We start from the raw sequence: 15678 nt of genomic DNA, 5'->3' as shown, positions 1-15678 counted from the left end.
GTCAACCAATGGACCAGAACCGCGGGCCGGCGGACCGAACGGGGGACAGATCGACGTCGACCCGCCGCCGGATGCTGCTCGGCGCGAGCGGGGTCGCCCTCACGTCCCTCGCCGGCTGTCTCGGCCTGGGTGGCGGCTCGGCGAGCGCGGATTCGGACCTCCCCAACTACAACGCGAGCGGCGGTCTCTCGGTTAACCAGCCGCTCGACGCGCCCGTCAAGGGCGACCCGAACGCCGGCGTGACCGTGGCGGCCTACGAGGACTTCGCCTGTCCGCACTGTCAGGAGTACGTGCAGAACGTCGTGCCGGAGATACAGAGCGACTACATCGACTCGAACGACATCCGCTACGAGCACCACGACTTCCCCATCCCGGTCGACGACCCCGCCTCCTACACGGCCGCGAACGCCGCCCGGGCCGCCCAAGCGCTCGCCGGCGACCAAGCCTTTTGGACCTACCTCGACCAGCTGTTCGCGAATCAGAGTTCGTTGGGTCCGGAGTTCTACGCGTCGCTCGGCGAGGAGACCGGACTGGGCGCGGACCGGATCAGGAGCGCCGCGACGAACCGGCGGTTCGAGCGGACCATCACGAACGATAAACAGCAGGGCATGCAGAAGGGTATCGAAGGGACGCCGGCGGTGTTCGTCAACGGAACGGCGGTGGACCCGACCGTCGACGCGATCAGTTCGGCGATCGACGCCGCGCAGTGAGATGCAGGGCGAACCCGAAGTCCACGTACTCCGGCTCGGCCACCGGCCGGGTCGCGACGAGCGGATGAGTTCGCACGTGGGGCTCACCGCCCGGGCGCTGGGTGCCGACCGGGTGGTCTTCGCTGGCGAGGCCGCCGGCCCAGGGGAGACCGTCGCCGACATCACCGAGCGCTTCGGCGGCCCGTTCGAGGTCGAGGTCACCGACGCCTACCGCCCGTTACTGCAGGAGTTCCCGGGTCCCGTCGTCCACCTCACGATGTACGGCCTCCCGGTGGAGGAGGTCGAAGCCGAGATCCGAAGCGCCCACCGCGATCGGCCGCTGCTCGTCGTCGTGGGTGCCGAGAAGGTCTCCTTCGACGTCTACGAGGCCGCCGACTACAACGTCGCCGTCACCAACCAGCCCCACTCGGAGGTGGCCTCGCTCGCGGTGTTCCTCGACCGGCTCTTCGAGGGGCGCGAACTCGACCGCGAGTGGACGGACGCCGAGCGCCGAGTGGTGCCGAAGGCCCGCGGCAAGCGTGTCGAGAGCCCCGGTAACGACGGGGAGTGAACGATGGGTTTACCCGCCCCCGTACCCGAATAGGGCCAAATGGCGTTCGAGGACCTCCTTTCTGATCCGGTAGTGCAGACCTATCTCCACGAGCTCGTCGGTCCGCGGGGGATGCCCGTCGCGGCCGCCCCGCCCGACGGCGAAGTCACCGACGAGGAGCTCGCCGAGGATCTCGACCTCGAACTCAACGACGTCCGGCGCGCGCTGTTCATCCTCTACGAGAACGACCTCGCGAGCTACCGCCGGCTCCGCGACGAGGACTCGGGCTGGCTGACCTACCTCTGGACGTTCGAGTACGACTCGATCCCCGAGAACCTCCGGGACGAGATGGAGCGGCTGCTCGACGCGCTCGAAGAGCGCCGGGAGTACGAGCGGACCCACGAGTTCTTCCTCTGTCAGACCGACTCGATCCGCTTCGAGTTCGAGGAGGCCATGGAGTTCGGCTTCGAGTGCCCCCAGTGTGGCTCCGAACTCGAATCGCTCGACAACGACCAGCTCATCGAGGGGATGGACACCCGCATCGATCGGCTCCGGTCCGAACTCAACGTCCCCGCCTGATGGTCGTTCTCGCCACCAAGTGTTACGTCGAGGGCGACGCCCGCGAGCGGGCGCTGGACGGCCTCCGGTCGCTGGTCGAGAACGCCGTCGGCGACCTCGCGGTCGAGTACGAGGTCGGGCTCCGCCACGACGACTTCCCGAGCGTCACGGTGTCGGGCGAGGACGAGACCATCGCCCGGAACGTCCTCCGCGAGGAGTGGGGCGCGATCACCCCCGAGTTCGAGGCGGGCGAGGTCTACACCGGCACCCTCGAACGCTGGGACGACGAGGGACTGGTGCTCGACGCGGGCGAGGAGATTCGAATTCCGAGCGACCAACTCGGCCTGGGCCCCGGGACGCCCGACCAGGTCCGGACGCGCTACGGGCTGGTCCAGCATCTCCCGATGCAGTTCGTCTACGGCGACCCCAACCGATTGGCCGACGCCGAGCGCGACCGGCTCTACGAGTGGTCGCGGGGGGCCGGTCGGGTCAACGTCAACAGCGCGACACGTGGGGAAACCCGCGCGACGGTGAACCGGGCGGGCCACGCCCAGGACATCATCACCGTCGAGCGGCTCGGGCTGCTCGAACAGAGCATCATCTGTGCCGAGGGCACCGACCCACCGGGATTGCTCGCGAGCATCGGGGGCTATCTCCCCGCCGAACTCCTCTGTGTCGTCGAATGAACCGAACGCGAGCGCTCGGATTCGTCCTGTTCCTCGCGTTCGTCGCGCTCGCCGGCTGTACGTCCGCGTTCGGGCCGAGCCCCGCGAATCAGGACGCGCTCACCCAGAACGAGAGCTACGACTGGGACACGGACGTCAACGCCTCGATCAACATCACCGGCGGGAGCTACGAGGCGGTCTACCGCGTCGATAACCGCTCGGAATTCGTGGTCCAGCGTCGCGACAGCCTCCAGCGCGACCGACCGCTCGCCATCTCGGCGCTCAAGTTTCAGTACCCCAACGGCAGCGTGGTGACGGCGGCCTCGCCGAAACTCAACGCGACCAACGAACAGGAGCGAACGGTGATCGACCTCCCGGCGCGCGACGGCCGGGTCGCGTTCAAGTCCTCGACCCAGGGCAAGCAGTTCGTGACCGAGACGTTCGTCCCCGGGAGCTACGAGGTCACGATCCCGAAGGGAATGCGGGTCGACTACGAACCGCTCGCGCGGGTCGACCCGGGCGACTACGAGACCGAGCGCACCGCCTCGGGCCACGTCCGTATCCACTGGGAGAACGTCGAGAGCGATAGCGTGGCCGTCCGGTACTATCTCCAGCGCGACCTCTACATCTTCGCGGGCGGGCTGGCGGTGCTCGTAGTCGTCGCCCTCGTCGGTGTGCTCTACTACCTCCGGCAGATCCGCGGGCTCGAAGCGGAGCGCCGCAAGGCCAGTCCCGACGGGAACCGCCGGGACGACCCCTGACGGGTCGCCGGAATCCACCGCGTGAATTGTTCACACACCCGCCGCACAACTAAGTGTGCCGCGCGAGTATCGGGGACTGCAATGGAACTCACCTGGCACGGCCACTCGACGTGGTACGTTGAGGTCGGCGACACCAGCCTCCTGATCGACCCGTTCTTCGACAACCCGCACACCTCGAAGGAGCCGGCGGACATCGAAGAGCCCGACTACGTCGTACTCACCCACGGCCACGCCGACCACATCGCCGACGTCGGCGAGTTCGCCGACGCGACCGTGGTCGCCACCCCCGAGCTCGCGGCCTACGTCGAGGCGGAATTCGGGGTCGCCGAGACGATCGGGATGAACATCGGCGGGACCGTCGAGTGCGACGACGCCTACGTCACGATGCACCGCGCCGACCACACCAGCGGCATCGACATGGGCTACGAGTACGAACTCGGGATGCCGACCGGCGTCCTCGTGAGCGACGAGCAGCCCGGTCCCGACGGCACCGGCACCTCGTTCTATCACGCCGGCGACACGGGCTTGATGCCCGAGATGCGCGACGTCATCGCGCCGTTCCTCCAGCCCGACGCGGTCGCGCTCCCGATGGGCGACCACTTCACGATGGGGATCTGGCAGGCCTCGATCGCCGCCGACTGGCTCGACGCGCCGCACGTCTTCCCGATGCACTACGACACGATGCCGCCGCTCGAAGCCGACCCCCAGGAGTTCGCCGACGCGGTCGACGAACGCGCCGCCGACAGCGAGGTCCACGTCCTCGACGACGACGGCTCGTTCACCCTCGACTGACCCGCGCTCGACCGTTCCGACCCTCGACCGGGTCCACCGTGGGACCGCGGCCGCCACGCAGACGAGTGGGACAGGCTTACGTCGCCGGCAGTCCAACCCGCGAGCGCAATGGCAGACATCACCGTCAACAGTACGTCCGAAGAAGGGTTCTCGACCACCAGCCGCCTCGGCGAGTTCGAACTCACCATCGACGCGACCGAAGAGGAGGGCCCGGAGCCGAACCAGACGCTCGTGGCCGACTACGCCTCGTGCTACATTCCGGCCTTCCGCGTCGGTGCCCAGCAGAACGACTACGACGACCTCGGAAAGGTCGAGATCGACGCCGAGGCCGACCTCGATGACGACGACGACCTCACCGCGATCCGGTTCGACATGCGCGTCGAGGCCGACATCAGCGGCGACGAGGACACGCTCGTCGAGACCGGCGAGGAGATCTGCCACGTCCACTCCGCCCTCAAGGAGGAGCTCCACGCCGACATCTCGGTCGAAGGCGACGCGTTCTAAAAACCCAGACTTCCACTTTTTTCCTCGTCGGGTAGCCTCCCTACGGTCGGCTACCGCTCCTCGCAAAAACCTGTCTTCGTGAGCCGAAGGCGAACGAACGGCTCGGAAGACGCGAAGCGTCTTCCGGTGGACTAAAAAGGGCCGCTCACTCGCGCTCCGCGCTCGTTCGCGGTACGACCACTACACACTCCGCCTCCGCAACCGCAAACCGCACAGCACCGCCGAAGCCCTCGCGCCTTCGGCGCTCGCCCTTCATCCACCAGGAGAGCACCGCTCTCCTGAGCCTCGGCTCGCTCCCGCTCGCCGAGACACCAGGAACCGCAACCGCCACCGCGGGCCGCGGCGACCGCACCGCGACCGCGCCGCAACCGCCAGCGGCGGCCGCCGCCCCGCTCAGATCCGTTCGGGTCGCCAGCCACCGTCGACCGCGAGGTTCTGCCCGCTCAGGTAGTCGCTGCCCTCTTCGAGGAAGACCAACATCGCCTGGGACATATCCTCGAACGATGCCGCGCGGCCCCGCGGCAGGTCCTCGGGGAACACGTCCGAGTTCTCGACCACGTACGGCGAGATGGCGTTCACGGTGATCTCGGTGTCCTGAGTGTCGGCGGCGAGCATCCGGGTGAACATTATGACACCTGCCTTGGCGACGAAGTACGGGAAGTTCTTCGGCGCGACGAGGAGTCTGTCGGCGCTCGCGTAGCCCACGTTTACGATCCGGCCCCAGTCGTTCTCGCGCATCCCAGGGAGGGCGCGTTTCGAGCAGAGGTACGTCCCGTTGAGGTTGGTTTCGAGCACGAGGTTCCAGGTCTCGAAGTCGATCTCCTCCCAGTGCGTCGGCGCGAACGCCCCCACGTTGTTGACGAGGATCTCGACACTCCCGAGGTCGGCCTCGACCGCCGAGAACAGCTCGCCGACGGCGCTGGGGTCGGTGACGTCGCCCTGCACCGTTACCGCCTCGACGTCGTGCTCGCGCGCCGCGCTCGCCACCTCCTCGGCCGCGTCCGGGCTGGTGTTGTAGTGGACCGCGACCGACGCGCCGCGTTCGGCCAGTGACAACAACAGTTCGCGCCCGACGCCCTTCGCGCTGCCGGTCACCAGCGCCGTCCGCCCCGAGAGGTCTGGCTCGATCATGTCCCCATTCGGCACCCGAGCGCTATACGTGACCCGAACGCGGCCGTCCCGTCGAACGCGAAACACATGCCACCCCCGCCGACGAACCGTGATGAACTAAGTCGCCGGCCGCCACGATCGAGCTATGGCGAACTACGCCGGCGTCGACCTCGGCGGGACGAACCTCCGGGTGGTCGTCGCCGATGCGGACGGGAACATCGACGGGTCCGACAGACGCGAAGCCCCGCGCGGCCCCAACGGGCTCGCGGTCACCGAAGCGATCCTCGAAAGCCTCCGTGAAGCGACGGCGGCGGCGGGGGTCGACCCCACGGCCGTCGAGGCGGTCGGTATCGCCGCCGCGGGCCGCCTAGACCTCACCGAGGGACTCGTCGAGCCCACCAACATTCCCGTGGGGGAAGTCCCGCTCCGCGGCCCCGTCTCGAACCTCCTCGACACCGACGAGGTCTACCTCCACAAGGACGTCGCCGCGGGCGTCATCGGCGAGCGCTACCACGCCGAGCGCAACCCCGACGACATGGTCTACCTCACGATCTCCTCGGGGATCGGTGCGGGCGTCGCGGTCGACGGGAACATCCTCGGCGGCTGGGACGGCAACGCCGGCGAGGCGGGTCACATGACCGTCGATCCAACCGGTCGAATGGACTGCGGCTGCGGGAAGGAGGGCCACTGGGAGGCCTACTGCGCGGGCAGCAACATCCCCGAGTACGCCCGCCTGCTCTGGGACGACGAGGGCCGGCCCGAGACCGCCCTCCCGATCGAGGACGAGGGGTTCACCGCGGTGGACGTCTTCGAGAACGACGACGACGCGTTCGCGAGTCACGTCATCGACCGGCTCGCGGACTGGAACGCGCTGGGGATGGCGGACATCGTCCACGCCTACGCGCCGCTCGTGGTCTCGGTCGGCGGCGCGGTCGCGCTCAACAACGAGGCCGAGGTCGTCGACCCGATGCGCGAGCGCCTCGACGAGCTCGTGATGACCAACGTCCCCGAGATCCGACTCACCTCGCTCGGCGACGACGTGGTGGTCGAGGGCGCGCTCGCCAGCGCGCTCACCGGCGGCACGGGCGACGCGGACTACGGCCGGTAACGACCGACCCACCTCAACCCGGTGTGTAGCGTCGCCCGCCGACGTAGAGGTTCTCACCGTGGACGATGAGCGACCCCGAGTCGGCGTCGAACGCGGTCGGCGCGTCGACCGAACAGCTCCCCGAGAGCCGATGGGTTCCGGGGCCGTTGGCACGTATCGCGGCCTCGTTCGCGGCGAGGTGACAGTTCACCAACCCATATGTTTCCATCAGCGTGCTCCAAATGGCGTAGCGGTCGTCGGGCGAGCCGAGCCGACACCGTTTGGCGAAGACGTGGCCGTTCTTCCCCGAGATCGCGGCGTCGCCGTTGCCGTGGAAAACGCAGTCCCGGAGGTCGACCGGCCCGGCGAACTGCGAGAGGCCGTCGAAGGCGAGCCCCTGGATCGAGTAGTGGGACTGTTTTCCCCAGAAGGTCGAGTTTATCCCCGACCCGACCGCGACGCGTTCGGGGTCGTCCGGGTCGCCCACGAGACGGAGCGTGGACTGGGCCTTCTGAACGAGCGGCCCGGTGTGAATCGCCGGAGCCTCGTCCGTGTAGGTTCCCGGCCGAACGCGGATCGTGACGTCGTGCTGGACGAAGACCGGGAGGCGGTTGAACGCCGCCTGGATCGTCGCGAGTGGGTCGTCCGCCGTCCCCGAACCCTCGTCGTCGCCTTCGGAATCGACGACCAACTCGCGTTCCCGGACGGTGGTCAACGGCCGACTCACCAGTCCCCATCTCGGGACTTCCTCCTCGATCCGGACCCACTGGCGGTCCGCGTCGCGTCCGCCGTCGGCCCGACTCACTGCAATGCCTCGCGCGAGGCGGCGAACTGAATTCGACTGTTGACCGTGTCGCCGAGCGAGAGCTCGACCAGGTCCTCCGAGAGCACGCGCCCGCCCTCGACCGGAACGCCCCACGTCGAGAACCGGAGGTAGCCCCGGATGTCGTTGGCGTGGGTGAAGAGATCGAGGTACTCGACCTCGTGTTCGGGGAACGCCTCGGCGCTGTGGGCCTGATCCATGTCCGAGTAGACCGTTTCGAGGTCGGCGAAGAAGGTTTCCAATCGCTCGGCATCGTCCTCGGTGGCCTCGACGACGCGCTTCGAGGCCTCGCGGATCTCGTCGGTCGAGAGCCCGGCCTCGCGGAGCGCGCGCTGGGTGCGCTGGTCGAAGTGCATACCTCGGGTTCGGCTTCGAGAAGGAAAGTCCCGCGGTCAGTAGGGGAGTTCGGGTTCGTAGCCGACCGCCTCGACCGCCGCGTCGACCAGTTCCTCGATCCCCTCGTCTTGCTCGACGCTCAGATAATGGTCGGCGTCGAGGTCGTCCGAGCGGTCGGCCTTCGTACAGACGGTGAGCACGGGCACCGAGAAGCGGTCCTCGACGCGGTCGCGGAGCGCGAGCTGCTGGGGAAGCGGGAAGCCACAGGCCTCGCTCGCGTCGACGAACACCAGCACGCAGTCGGCGACGTGGGCCAGCGCGCTCTCGGCCTGGAGTTCGACCTCGTTGCGGGTGCCGTCGTCGCGGTCGAGCAGTCCGGGGGTGTCGACCAGCTGGTATCGGATGCGCTCGCGCGAGAGGTGGCCGACGCCGATCCGGGTTGTCGTGAACGGGTAGGAGGCGACCTCGCCGCGGGCGTTCGTGACGTGGTTGACGAAGGTGGACTTCCCGACGTTCGGGAAGCCCGCGACCACGATCGTCGGTTCGTCGGGGCGGATGTCGGGGAGGGTTCGGAGCTCGTCGCGGGCTGCTCCGAGCCGTTCAAGGTCGGGTTCGACCTCCTCGACCACGTCCGCGAGCCGCGCGAACGCCTGCTTTCTGAGTTTGCGCGCCGTCTCGACGTCGCCGCGGAGCCGACCCTGGTACTCGCTCTTGAGTTCGGCGGTCTTCTGGCTGGCCCAGCGGACCTCCGAGAGGCTCTTTCTGAGCTCGTCGACCTCGACGAGCGCGTCGGCGAGTTCGTAGTAGAACGGGTCGACGGTGTCGAAGTCCGGCCAGCTCGTCACGACGTGTTCGAGGTTGTCCGAGAGGACGTTCGCCGCGGTCTGGAGCATCGACTGCTGGCCGTCAGTGCCCGACTGCGCCCGTCCGGCCCGCGCCGCCCGCGAGAACGCCCGGTCGATGAGTTCCTCCGCGGTCGGCGTGGTGGGGAGGTCTTCGAAAATCATGCGGCCCGTACAGCAGGGATACGTAAAAGCGCGTTCGTCGGTGCACGCGAGCCCTCGCCCCGGAGACCCGCAGTCGATATGAATATACCATCCCGCCGACTACTCACGGCTATGACCAACTGGCGGGCGGTCGGGATCGGGTTCGTTCTCCACGTCGTCCTCGGCATTATCGGCGCACCGATCGGTATCGGGCCGTTCCTCGCGGGCCTCGTCTCCGGGTTCGTCGCGGGCTACGTCGCCGGCGGTGGCTTCCTCAACGGCGCGTGGCACGGCCTGCTCGGCGGGTCGATCGGCGGCATCGTCCTCGCGGTCGTGCTCGGGATCGCGGTCGGCGCGCTCGGGTTCGCCATCGGGCCGATCGGTGGGGTGCTCGGCCTCGGGATCGTCACCGTCGGCGTGCTGATCGCGGTGATCTCGGGCGTCGAAAGCGCGCTCGCGGGCGCGGTCGGCGGGGCGCTCTGAATGAGTCTCGAACCCGACGGGAATCCGCTCTCTTTTGCTTTTCGGACGCGTAGGTAGGGAAATGGCCCAGATACAGCCCGGCGACCTCCTCCCGAACGAACACCTCGAACGCCTCGTCGCCGACGGCACCGTCACCCAGCTCCACCGCGGCCACCAGTACGCCGAGGAGGGCGACACCTTCGAGGTCGGCGGCGAGATGTTCGAGGTGCTCGACGTCGAAGCCCGAAAACTCGGCGACCTCACCGACGAGGACGCGCGGGCGGAGGGTTCGGCGGACCTCGACGCCTACCGCGAGCGCCTCGACGCCGTCCACGACGAGTTCGAATGGGACGACGACAGCGAGGTCGTCCGCCACCGCTTCGTCCCGCGATAACAGTTCTACTTCGCCTACCGCCGGGTTTCGAGTTCGGCCCTGAGTTCGTCGAGGCTCACGTCGTTCATCGAGAGCGTCACGAGGAGATGATAGACCAGGTCCGCGCTCTCGGCGACCAGCTCCTCGTGGTCGTCGTCCTTCGCCGCGAGGATCACCTCCGTGGCCTCCTCGCCCAGCTTTTCGAGCACCCTGTTCTCGCCCTTCTCGTGGGTGAACAGCGAGGCGGTGTAGGACCCCTCGGGGAGGGTCTCTTTCCGGTCCTCGATGACCGCCACGAGGTCGTCGAGCACCGGGTCGGTCTGCCGGGCGGAGCCGTCGCTCACAGGTCCGCGACCTCCCGGATGTCGTCGAGGTCGTCGAACGTCGCGCGCTCGCGACGGCCCTCGTCGTACACGCCGGGGTCGATCTCGATGTCGGCCCCCGTCCGGGCCGCGAGCGCGAGCGAGTCGCTCGGCCGGGCGTCGACCACCGTGGTGCCCCGCGGTGTGTCGAGATGGAGGTCCGCGGTGTAGGTACCGCCCTCGCCCTGACTTTCGAGCGAATCGACCACCACCTTGTCGACCCGGCCGCCGAGCTCCTCGACCACGTCGAGCAGGAGGTCGTGGGTCAGCGGCCGGCCGATGTCGACCGCGTCGAGCCCGCGGGCGATCGCGGCGGCCTCGTCGAACCCGATGAATATCGGCAGGAGGTCGGGTTCGCCGTCGGGGGCCAACAACACCACCGGCACCGGCCCGGACGGCGTCCCTGCGACCCGCACCGCGTCGATGTGGGCGTTCATACCCCACCGACGACGCCGATGCGCAAAAGGCTGTCACCGGCGAGGTCACTCGGGGGACTCGAAGAACGCCAGCCCGTGGATCCGCGCGTCGTCGGTGAGTTCGGGGTGGACCGCGGTGCCGATGACGGGACCGTCACGCACCGCGACCGGATGGCCGTCGAACGTCGCGAGCACCTCGCACTCGCCCACGCTCGCGACCTGCGGCGCACGGATGAACACGGCGGGGAACGGCTCGTCGAGGCCCTCGACGTCGAGTCGGGTCTCGAAGCTGTCGCGCTGGCGGCCGAAGGCGTTCCGCGCGACCGTCGCGTCGACGAGGTCCAGACAGTCCACGCGGTCGTCGCCGGCGTCGGTACACGCCACGATGAGACCGGCACACGTCGCGAGCAGGGGTTTGCCAGCCGCGACGTGCTCGCGTATCTCCGCGGCGAGACCCTCGCGCTGGAGGTGAGCCGAGATCGCCGTCGACTCCCCACCCGGGAGGAGGAGGAGGTCGCAGTCGGGAACCGTCCCCGAGGTGCGGACCTCGATCGGCTCCGCGCGCTCGTCGTGGGCGCGGGCCGCGTGCTCGATGGCGCTCGCGTGTTCGCGGAAATCACCCTGAACGGCTATCACGCCGGCGGTGAGGCTCATAGCGGACGGAGGCGATGGACGAAAAAGAACGTCCGGTTACAGCATGACCGTCAGCGCCATCACGAACAACCCGAACGCGACCCCGAAGGCCACGACCGACTCCGGACTGATCCGGATCGCGTTCTGGTCCTCGGCGTCGAAGTACCGCACGAGTCCCGCGCTCGACATCAGCCCGCCGGAGTTCTGGCCGCTGCTCATACCTCCGCTGGAGCCGGGAGAGTCCTAAGCCTTTCGTCGGCCGGTGGCCGGTGAACAACGCTTATCAGTGGTGGTGACGTAACCAGAGGTGAACAATGAGCGTCACACTGAAGGATTTCTACGCCGACTGGTGCGGCCCCTGCAAGACTCAGGACCCGATCCTCGAGGAGATCGAGGCCGACCGGGACGGGAGCGTGGAGTTCGAGAAGATCGACGTCGACGAGGACCAGGAGACCGCCAACGAGTACCAGGTTCGCTCGATCCCCACCCTCGTCGTCGAGAACGACGACGGTGTCGTCGAACGGTTCATCGGCGTGACCCAGCGCGAGGAGATCGAGTCCGCGCTCGACGAAGCCGGCGCGTAAGTCGACCGACCGCGAAGCCGCGCGTTTTCCCGTTTATCGAAGCCGCTGATAGGCACGGATCAGTATCTCGGCGACAGCGCCGATAACGCTTGACCGGTACGCGAGCACGGCCGCGCCGAGGTAGAGCGCCGCGACGTCCTTCTTGCCCCGGTAGAGGGCGATGGCTGCCTCGACGAGCATCGAGAGCGCGCTGAGCTGTCCGGACCGTTTCGAGGTGAGGTGGCTGATGAGTCCCATATCCATTATTTGAGTCGCCGAGGGCATAAGCCTGCGCCCGGCGCGGTCGACCCCTGGTCGGTCAGTCGGCGTGACCGTCGAGTTCGTCGAGGCCTTCTTCGACCACCCACTCGATGAACGCGGTGACCCCCTCGGGGTCGGCGAGCCGGTAGGCCGCCGCGGTCTCGTCGTCGCCGACGTGGACGCTGATGTCCTCGTCCGAGAGCGCCCGGAAGGCGGCCTCGTCGGTCGTGTCGTCGCCGATGTAGACCGCGAGCGAGTCGGGGTAGTCCTCCATCAGCTGCGAGACCACCTTCCCCTTGTCCCACGCCACGGCGGGCGTGAGTTCGATTATCTCCTTGCCGGTCGAGACCTCGAACCCGTCGGGCGCGACCTGCTCGACGGCGCTCTCGACCGCGTCGTGGACCTCGGCCTCGCGCTCGGGGTCGCTCCGATAGTGGATCGTCGCGCTCACGGTCTTGTTCTCGACGAAGCAGTCGGTGCCCGCGAGGTCGTCCTCGACCATGTCGACGATGCGTTCGAGCTCGCGTTCGCGTTCGGCGGCCTCGGGATGGACCGAGGCCTCCTCGCCCTGGTAGAGTTCGAGGCCGTGGTTGCCGGCGTAGTCGACGCCCGCGATCCCGACGCGCTCGCGGAGGTCGGCGAGTTCGCGCCCGCTGATCACCGCGACGTGGACCCCGGGGTGGTCGCGAAGGGTTTCGAGCGCCTCGCGGTTCGCGGTACCGATCGCCGGTGCGTCGGGGTCGGTCTCGATACCCGCGAGCGTGCCGTCGAAGTCGGTACAGAAGAGGAGGCCGTCGGCGTCGCGGAGTCGTGTGGCCATCGCCGATCGGAGGTCGGGGTCGACGTCGCCGCTCGGAGTCGGGTCGGAACCCGACCCGTCGGAGCGCTCACCCGTCACTGGCGATCTTCTTCTCCCTGAGTTCGTTCGCCGTCGCGAAGATGTCGTCCATCCACGCGAAGAGGTCCTGGGACTCGACCTGCTCGCGAAGCGCCGCCATGCGGTCCTCGCGGTCGTCGGGGTCCATCGTCAGCGCGGTCTCGATCGTCTCGGCGAACGCGTCGGTGTCGTAGGGGTTGATCGTCAGCGCCCACTCGCCGAGTTCCTCGTAGGCACCCGCCTGGTCCGAGAGCACGAGCACGCCGTCGTCGTCGACCTGTGCGGCGACGTACTCCTTCGAGACGAGGTTCATGCCGTCGCGCACCGCGCTCACGAGCATCACGTCGGCGTAGCGATAGAGCCCACAGAGCTCGTCCTGGGCGATGAACTCGTTGATGTAGACCACGGGCTGCCAGTCGTCGGTCCCGAACCGGTCGTTGACCCGCTCGATCGACTCCTGCACCTCGGTCTGGAGGTCCTGATAGTCGGGGATCAGCGACCGGCTCTCGTTGGCCTTCTGGACGTAACACACCTCCCCGCGCCACTCGGGTCGGGTTTCGAGCAGCCGTTCGAACGCGTCGAGGCGCTCGACGATGCCCTTGGTGTAGTCCAGCCGGTCGACGCCCACGACGACCCTGGTGTCGGGCTCGATACCGTGGTCGGTCTTGAACTCGTTCCAGAACGCCTCGTCGGCCGACTCGCTGTGTTCGCGGATCGAGTCGGCGTCGATGCCCATCGGGAACGCGCGAACCGTGGTCGTGTGGCCGTCGTAGTTGACGCGGTTGCCGTCGTAGTCGATGAACGCGTCCTCCAGGGCCTCGTCCACGCAGTCGAGGAAGTTCTTGCAGTAACGCTCGACGTGGAACCCGAGCAGGTCGTTGCCGAGCAGCCCGGTGAGCAGCGCCTCCTGGTTCGGACACGACCGGAAGGTGTCCCAACCGGGCCACGTTATGTGCCAGAAGTGCATCAGGAACGTGGAGTCGGGGACCGCCTCGCGGACCTGTCGGGGCGCGAGCGTGAAGTGATAGTCCTGAAACCAGACCAGCGAATCCTCGCTCGCGGCCTCGATGGTGGCGTCGGCGAACGTCCGGTTGACCTGCTGGTAGCGCTGCCAGTAGCGCTCGACGTACTCGGCCTTCATCGTGCCGCCGTGGCACAGCGGCCAGAGCACGCGGTTCGAGTAGCCGTAGTAGTAGCCCTCGACCTCCTCGTCGGTGAGCCAGAGGCGTCTGAGCGTGTAGGCCTCGCTCTCCGGCGGCATTCGGACTTCGTCGTTCTCGTCGGTGACGTCGGCGTCGGCTTCCCCGTCGCCCCAGGCGATCCAGGTCCCGTCGGTCTCCTGCATCACCGGGTCGAGCCCCGCGGTCAGCCCGCCGGCGGGCCGGCTCACCGTTATCTCGCGTCCGTCGTCGGTCGCCTCGTAGCTGTGGGTGTACGGCTGGCGGTTCGACACCACGACGAGGTCGCCGACCGACGACACGATACCCCCGTCGGTTTCGCGGTCGTCGTTACCCATGTAGTTTGGCCACTCCCGTTCGTCTCCCTACGTCCCCATTCAGTCGCATCGGTTATAGGTTCGTTGTCTTCCTGGATGGTGGCTTCGTGGCTTGCGAATGCATGGAATACGTCCCTCCCCATCGAACGCGCTCGCGGGACGACCCGAACGGTCGACGGACCGGCCGATGACACCGTAATGTTCAGTATGGATCGACACGGATCCGGGGTATGGATGCGACCGACGCCGATGCGCCGGTGAGCCGACGCGGGTTCCTCCGGGCCGCCGGAGGGACGGCGGCCGTCGCCGGCGCGACCGGCACGGCCGCGGCACAGGAGGGGAACAGCTCGGGCGGCGGGGAGACGGTGGCAGTGGGTTCGGGTTCGGGACTCTCGTTCGACCCCGAGGAGCTCACCATCGCACCCGGAACCACCGTGACCTGGGAGTGGACCGGTCAGGGTGGCGCGCACAACGTCGTCGCCGACGACGGGGCCTTCGACTCCGGTGACCCCGAGGACGGCGACGACATCACCTTCAGCCACACCTTCCCCGAAGCCGGCGAGTTCCCCTATCACTGTGCACCCCACGAGGAGGTCGGCATGGTCGGCACCGTCATCGTCCAGGAGGGTGGCGGGTCGAGCGGCGGTGGCGGCCCCGGGCTGACGGTCCCGAACAGCGCGAAGAACCTCGGGATCGCCGCGATGAGCCTCATGCTCTCGACGCTGGGGCTCGCGTACTTCTTCATCCGGTACGGCGGCGACTACGAGACCGGCCCCGAGAACTGAGCCTCTTCAGACCTCGTCCTGCTGGTTGAGCGAGAACAGCACGCTCTCGCCGAGCGCCGTGAGGCTGAACACCCGGAGCTCGTCCGTTTCGAGGAGTTCGACCAGTCCCTTCTCCTGGAGCTGTTCGGCCGCCGATTCGGCGCTCGTGCTGCTCGTGCTGCTCGTGCTCGCCGTGTTCCCGTCGATGGTCACCGAGCGGTCCTCGGCGATCTCGCCGGGCGTGGCCGGGCCGCTGACGAGCTGGGTGAGCACCGCCGTTCGGGTCGACGACTGCTTGACGAACTCCGCGAGTTCCTCCTCCGTCGCCGACTCGGTGTCCTCCGTCGGGTCGTCCGTTTCGGATCCACTCATCGGTATCTGTGTCCAGACTCATACGGGATGTATATAACTCTATCTCCGTTGGGTTGAGAGGTTCTCCGGACGGAAATTTAGCCGGTCCCGGATCGGATTCGTCGAACGAGTTACTGGTAATCGACTTCGCCTTCACCGTCACCGATCCAGACGCCACGATCGGGTTCGCGTGATTCGAGCGGGTCGATGTCCTCGTGACCCCACCTTTTTCCCGTTCGGGATTTCTCGCTCGCGTTTGC

Annotated in this window: 24 protein-coding genes and 1 pseudogene; 12 read left to right on the top strand and 13 right to left on the bottom strand. The window is 67.8% G+C overall.

Features of this window, described 5'->3' with window-relative positions; genetic code table 11:
• Positions 1–8: 8 nt before the first annotated feature.
• The 7 genes from GT355_RS03440 (at position 9) to GT355_RS03410 (ending at position 4519) form a co-directional block, all read left to right on the top strand.
• Positions 9–710 (top strand): DsbA family protein, encoded by a 702-nt coding sequence (locus GT355_RS03440; protein ID WP_338036185.1) that lies wholly within the window; start codon positions 9–11, stop codon positions 708–710.
• Position 711: 1 nt separating this feature from the next.
• Positions 712–1260 (top strand): tRNA (cytidine(56)-2'-O)-methyltransferase, encoded by a 549-nt coding sequence (locus tag GT355_RS03435; RefSeq protein ID WP_160133335.1) that lies wholly within the window; start codon positions 712–714, stop codon positions 1258–1260.
• Between the two features lie 39 nt (positions 1261–1299).
• Positions 1300–1818, top strand: a complete 519-nt coding sequence (locus tag GT355_RS03430; protein WP_120069724.1) for a transcription factor — start codon at positions 1300–1302, stop codon at positions 1816–1818.
• Entirely contained in the window at positions 1818–2483 is a 666-nt protein-coding gene (locus GT355_RS03425; protein WP_160133334.1) for a DUF2110 family protein, read from the top strand. Before GT355_RS03430 ends, GT355_RS03425 begins: the two co-directional genes overlap by 1 nt.
• Positions 2480–3223: a DUF5803 family protein gene (locus GT355_RS03420; RefSeq protein WP_160133333.1), complete on the top strand. Its 744-nt coding sequence runs from the start codon at positions 2480–2482 to the stop codon at positions 3221–3223. The genes GT355_RS03425 and GT355_RS03420 overlap by 4 nt, the downstream gene beginning before the upstream one ends.
• A gap of 81 nt (positions 3224–3304) precedes the next feature.
• Positions 3305–4015 carry a metal-dependent hydrolase gene (locus GT355_RS03415; RefSeq protein WP_120069718.1) on the top strand — a complete coding sequence of 237 codons (711 nt, stop codon included), beginning with the start codon at positions 3305–3307 and terminating at the stop codon, positions 4013–4015.
• A gap of 108 nt (positions 4016–4123) precedes the next feature.
• Positions 4124–4519 (top strand): OsmC family protein, encoded by a 396-nt coding sequence (locus GT355_RS03410; protein ID WP_160133332.1) that lies wholly within the window; start codon positions 4124–4126, stop codon positions 4517–4519.
• Positions 4520–4912: 393 nt separating this feature from the next.
• On the opposite strand, the gene GT355_RS03405 is transcribed toward GT355_RS03410, so the two are convergent.
• Positions 4913–5650, bottom strand: a complete 738-nt coding sequence (locus GT355_RS03405) for an SDR family NAD(P)-dependent oxidoreductase (RefSeq protein ID WP_160133331.1) — start codon at positions 5648–5650, stop codon at positions 4913–4915.
• 124 nt (positions 5651–5774) lie between these two features.
• Here GT355_RS03405 and GT355_RS03400 point away from each other — a divergent pair, with 124 nt between their 5' ends.
• On the top strand, positions 5775–6737 hold the full coding sequence (locus tag GT355_RS03400; RefSeq protein ID WP_160133330.1) for an ROK family protein: 963 nt from the start codon (positions 5775–5777) through the stop codon (positions 6735–6737).
• 13 nt (positions 6738–6750) lie between these two features.
• Here GT355_RS03400 and GT355_RS03395 read toward each other — a convergent pair whose 3' ends face one another.
• The 3 genes from GT355_RS03395 to GT355_RS03385 are packed head-to-tail and all read right to left on the bottom strand — an operon-like array spanning position 6751 to position 8882.
• Complete coding sequence (locus GT355_RS03395) at positions 6751–7521, bottom strand: hypothetical protein (RefSeq protein WP_160133329.1); 771 nt, start codon at positions 7519–7521, stop codon at positions 6751–6753.
• Positions 7518–7895: a DUF7532 family protein gene (locus GT355_RS03390; RefSeq protein ID WP_160133328.1), complete on the bottom strand. Its 378-nt coding sequence runs from the start codon at positions 7893–7895 to the stop codon at positions 7518–7520. The genes GT355_RS03395 and GT355_RS03390 overlap by 4 nt, the downstream gene beginning before the upstream one ends.
• 36 nt (positions 7896–7931) lie before the next feature.
• Positions 7932–8882, bottom strand: a complete 951-nt coding sequence (locus GT355_RS03385; RefSeq protein ID WP_160133327.1) for an NOG1 family protein — start codon at positions 8880–8882, stop codon at positions 7932–7934.
• Between the two features lie 111 nt (positions 8883–8993).
• Between GT355_RS03385 and GT355_RS03380 the strand changes: the two genes are divergently transcribed.
• Together GT355_RS03380 and GT355_RS03375 are read left to right on the top strand one after the other, a co-directional pair.
• The gene (locus tag GT355_RS03380) at positions 8994–9344 is read left to right on the top strand and encodes a DUF5518 domain-containing protein (RefSeq protein ID WP_160133326.1); all 351 of its coding nucleotides are present in this window, start codon (positions 8994–8996) and stop codon (positions 9342–9344) included.
• A 61-nt stretch (positions 9345–9405) separates the two neighbouring features.
• Positions 9406–9717 carry an ASCH domain-containing protein gene (locus GT355_RS03375; RefSeq protein ID WP_160133325.1) on the top strand — a complete coding sequence of 104 codons (312 nt, stop codon included), beginning with the start codon at positions 9406–9408 and terminating at the stop codon, positions 9715–9717.
• 14 nt (positions 9718–9731) lie between these two features.
• Here GT355_RS03375 and hisE read toward each other — a convergent pair whose 3' ends face one another.
• The 4 genes from hisE to GT355_RS03355 are packed head-to-tail and all read right to left on the bottom strand — an operon-like array spanning position 9732 to position 11326.
• A complete protein-coding gene (gene hisE, locus GT355_RS03370; RefSeq protein ID WP_160133324.1) occupies positions 9732–10040 on the bottom strand; it encodes a phosphoribosyl-ATP diphosphatase in 309 nt (102 codons plus the stop codon).
• Complete coding sequence (locus tag GT355_RS03365) at positions 10037–10495, bottom strand: bifunctional nuclease family protein (protein WP_160133323.1); 459 nt, start codon at positions 10493–10495, stop codon at positions 10037–10039. Before GT355_RS03365 ends, hisE begins: the two co-directional genes overlap by 4 nt.
• 45 nt (positions 10496–10540) lie before the next feature.
• A complete protein-coding gene (pdxT, locus tag GT355_RS03360; RefSeq protein ID WP_160133322.1) occupies positions 10541–11128 on the bottom strand; it encodes a pyridoxal 5'-phosphate synthase glutaminase subunit PdxT in 588 nt (195 codons plus the stop codon).
• Between the two features lie 36 nt (positions 11129–11164).
• Positions 11165–11326 carry a preprotein translocase subunit Sec61beta gene (locus GT355_RS03355; RefSeq protein ID WP_120069686.1) on the bottom strand — a complete coding sequence of 54 codons (162 nt, stop codon included), beginning with the start codon at positions 11324–11326 and terminating at the stop codon, positions 11165–11167.
• A 95-nt stretch (positions 11327–11421) separates the two neighbouring features.
• Between GT355_RS03355 and trxA the strand changes: the two genes are divergently transcribed.
• Positions 11422–11691: a thioredoxin gene (trxA, locus tag GT355_RS03350; protein WP_160133321.1), complete on the top strand. Its 270-nt coding sequence runs from the start codon at positions 11422–11424 to the stop codon at positions 11689–11691.
• 33 nt (positions 11692–11724) lie between these two features.
• On the opposite strand, the gene GT355_RS03345 is transcribed toward trxA, so the two are convergent.
• From GT355_RS03345 to GT355_RS03335, 3 genes are all read right to left on the bottom strand, one after another.
• Entirely contained in the window at positions 11725–11928 is a 204-nt protein-coding gene (locus GT355_RS03345) for a hypothetical protein (protein WP_160133320.1), read from the bottom strand.
• A 61-nt stretch (positions 11929–11989) separates the two neighbouring features.
• Entirely contained in the window at positions 11990–12829 is an 840-nt protein-coding gene (gene otsB, locus GT355_RS03340) for a trehalose-phosphatase (RefSeq protein WP_160133319.1), read from the bottom strand.
• On the bottom strand, positions 12819–14324 hold the full coding sequence (locus GT355_RS03335; RefSeq protein WP_120069676.1) for an alpha,alpha-trehalose-phosphate synthase (UDP-forming): 1506 nt from the start codon (positions 14322–14324) through the stop codon (positions 12819–12821). The genes otsB and GT355_RS03335 overlap by 11 nt, the downstream gene beginning before the upstream one ends.
• 209 nt (positions 14325–14533) lie before the next feature.
• On the opposite strand from GT355_RS03335, the gene GT355_RS03330 reads away from it, so the two are divergent.
• Positions 14534–15088, top strand: a complete 555-nt coding sequence (locus tag GT355_RS03330) for a plastocyanin/azurin family copper-binding protein (RefSeq protein ID WP_120069672.1) — start codon at positions 14534–14536, stop codon at positions 15086–15088.
• A gap of 6 nt (positions 15089–15094) precedes the next feature.
• Here the strand turns inward: GT355_RS03330 and GT355_RS03325 are convergent, their stop codons facing one another.
• Positions 15095–15439 carry a hypothetical protein gene (locus GT355_RS03325; RefSeq protein ID WP_160133318.1) on the bottom strand — a complete coding sequence of 115 codons (345 nt, stop codon included), beginning with the start codon at positions 15437–15439 and terminating at the stop codon, positions 15095–15097.
• 110 nt (positions 15440–15549) lie between these two features.
• Positions 15550–15636, bottom strand: a pseudogene (locus GT355_RS03320) (NuoI/complex I 23 kDa subunit family protein); the annotation flags it as partial.
• Between the last annotated feature and the right edge of the window lie 42 nt (positions 15637–15678).

Origin of the sequence: Halococcus salsus, from assembly GCF_009900715.1 — an archaeon.
Lineage (GTDB): Archaea > Halobacteriota > Halobacteria > Halobacteriales > Halococcaceae > Halococcus > Halococcus salsus.
The sequence above is the reverse complement of the archived record's forward strand: the minus strand, read 5'-3'. Positions and strand labels throughout refer to the sequence as shown.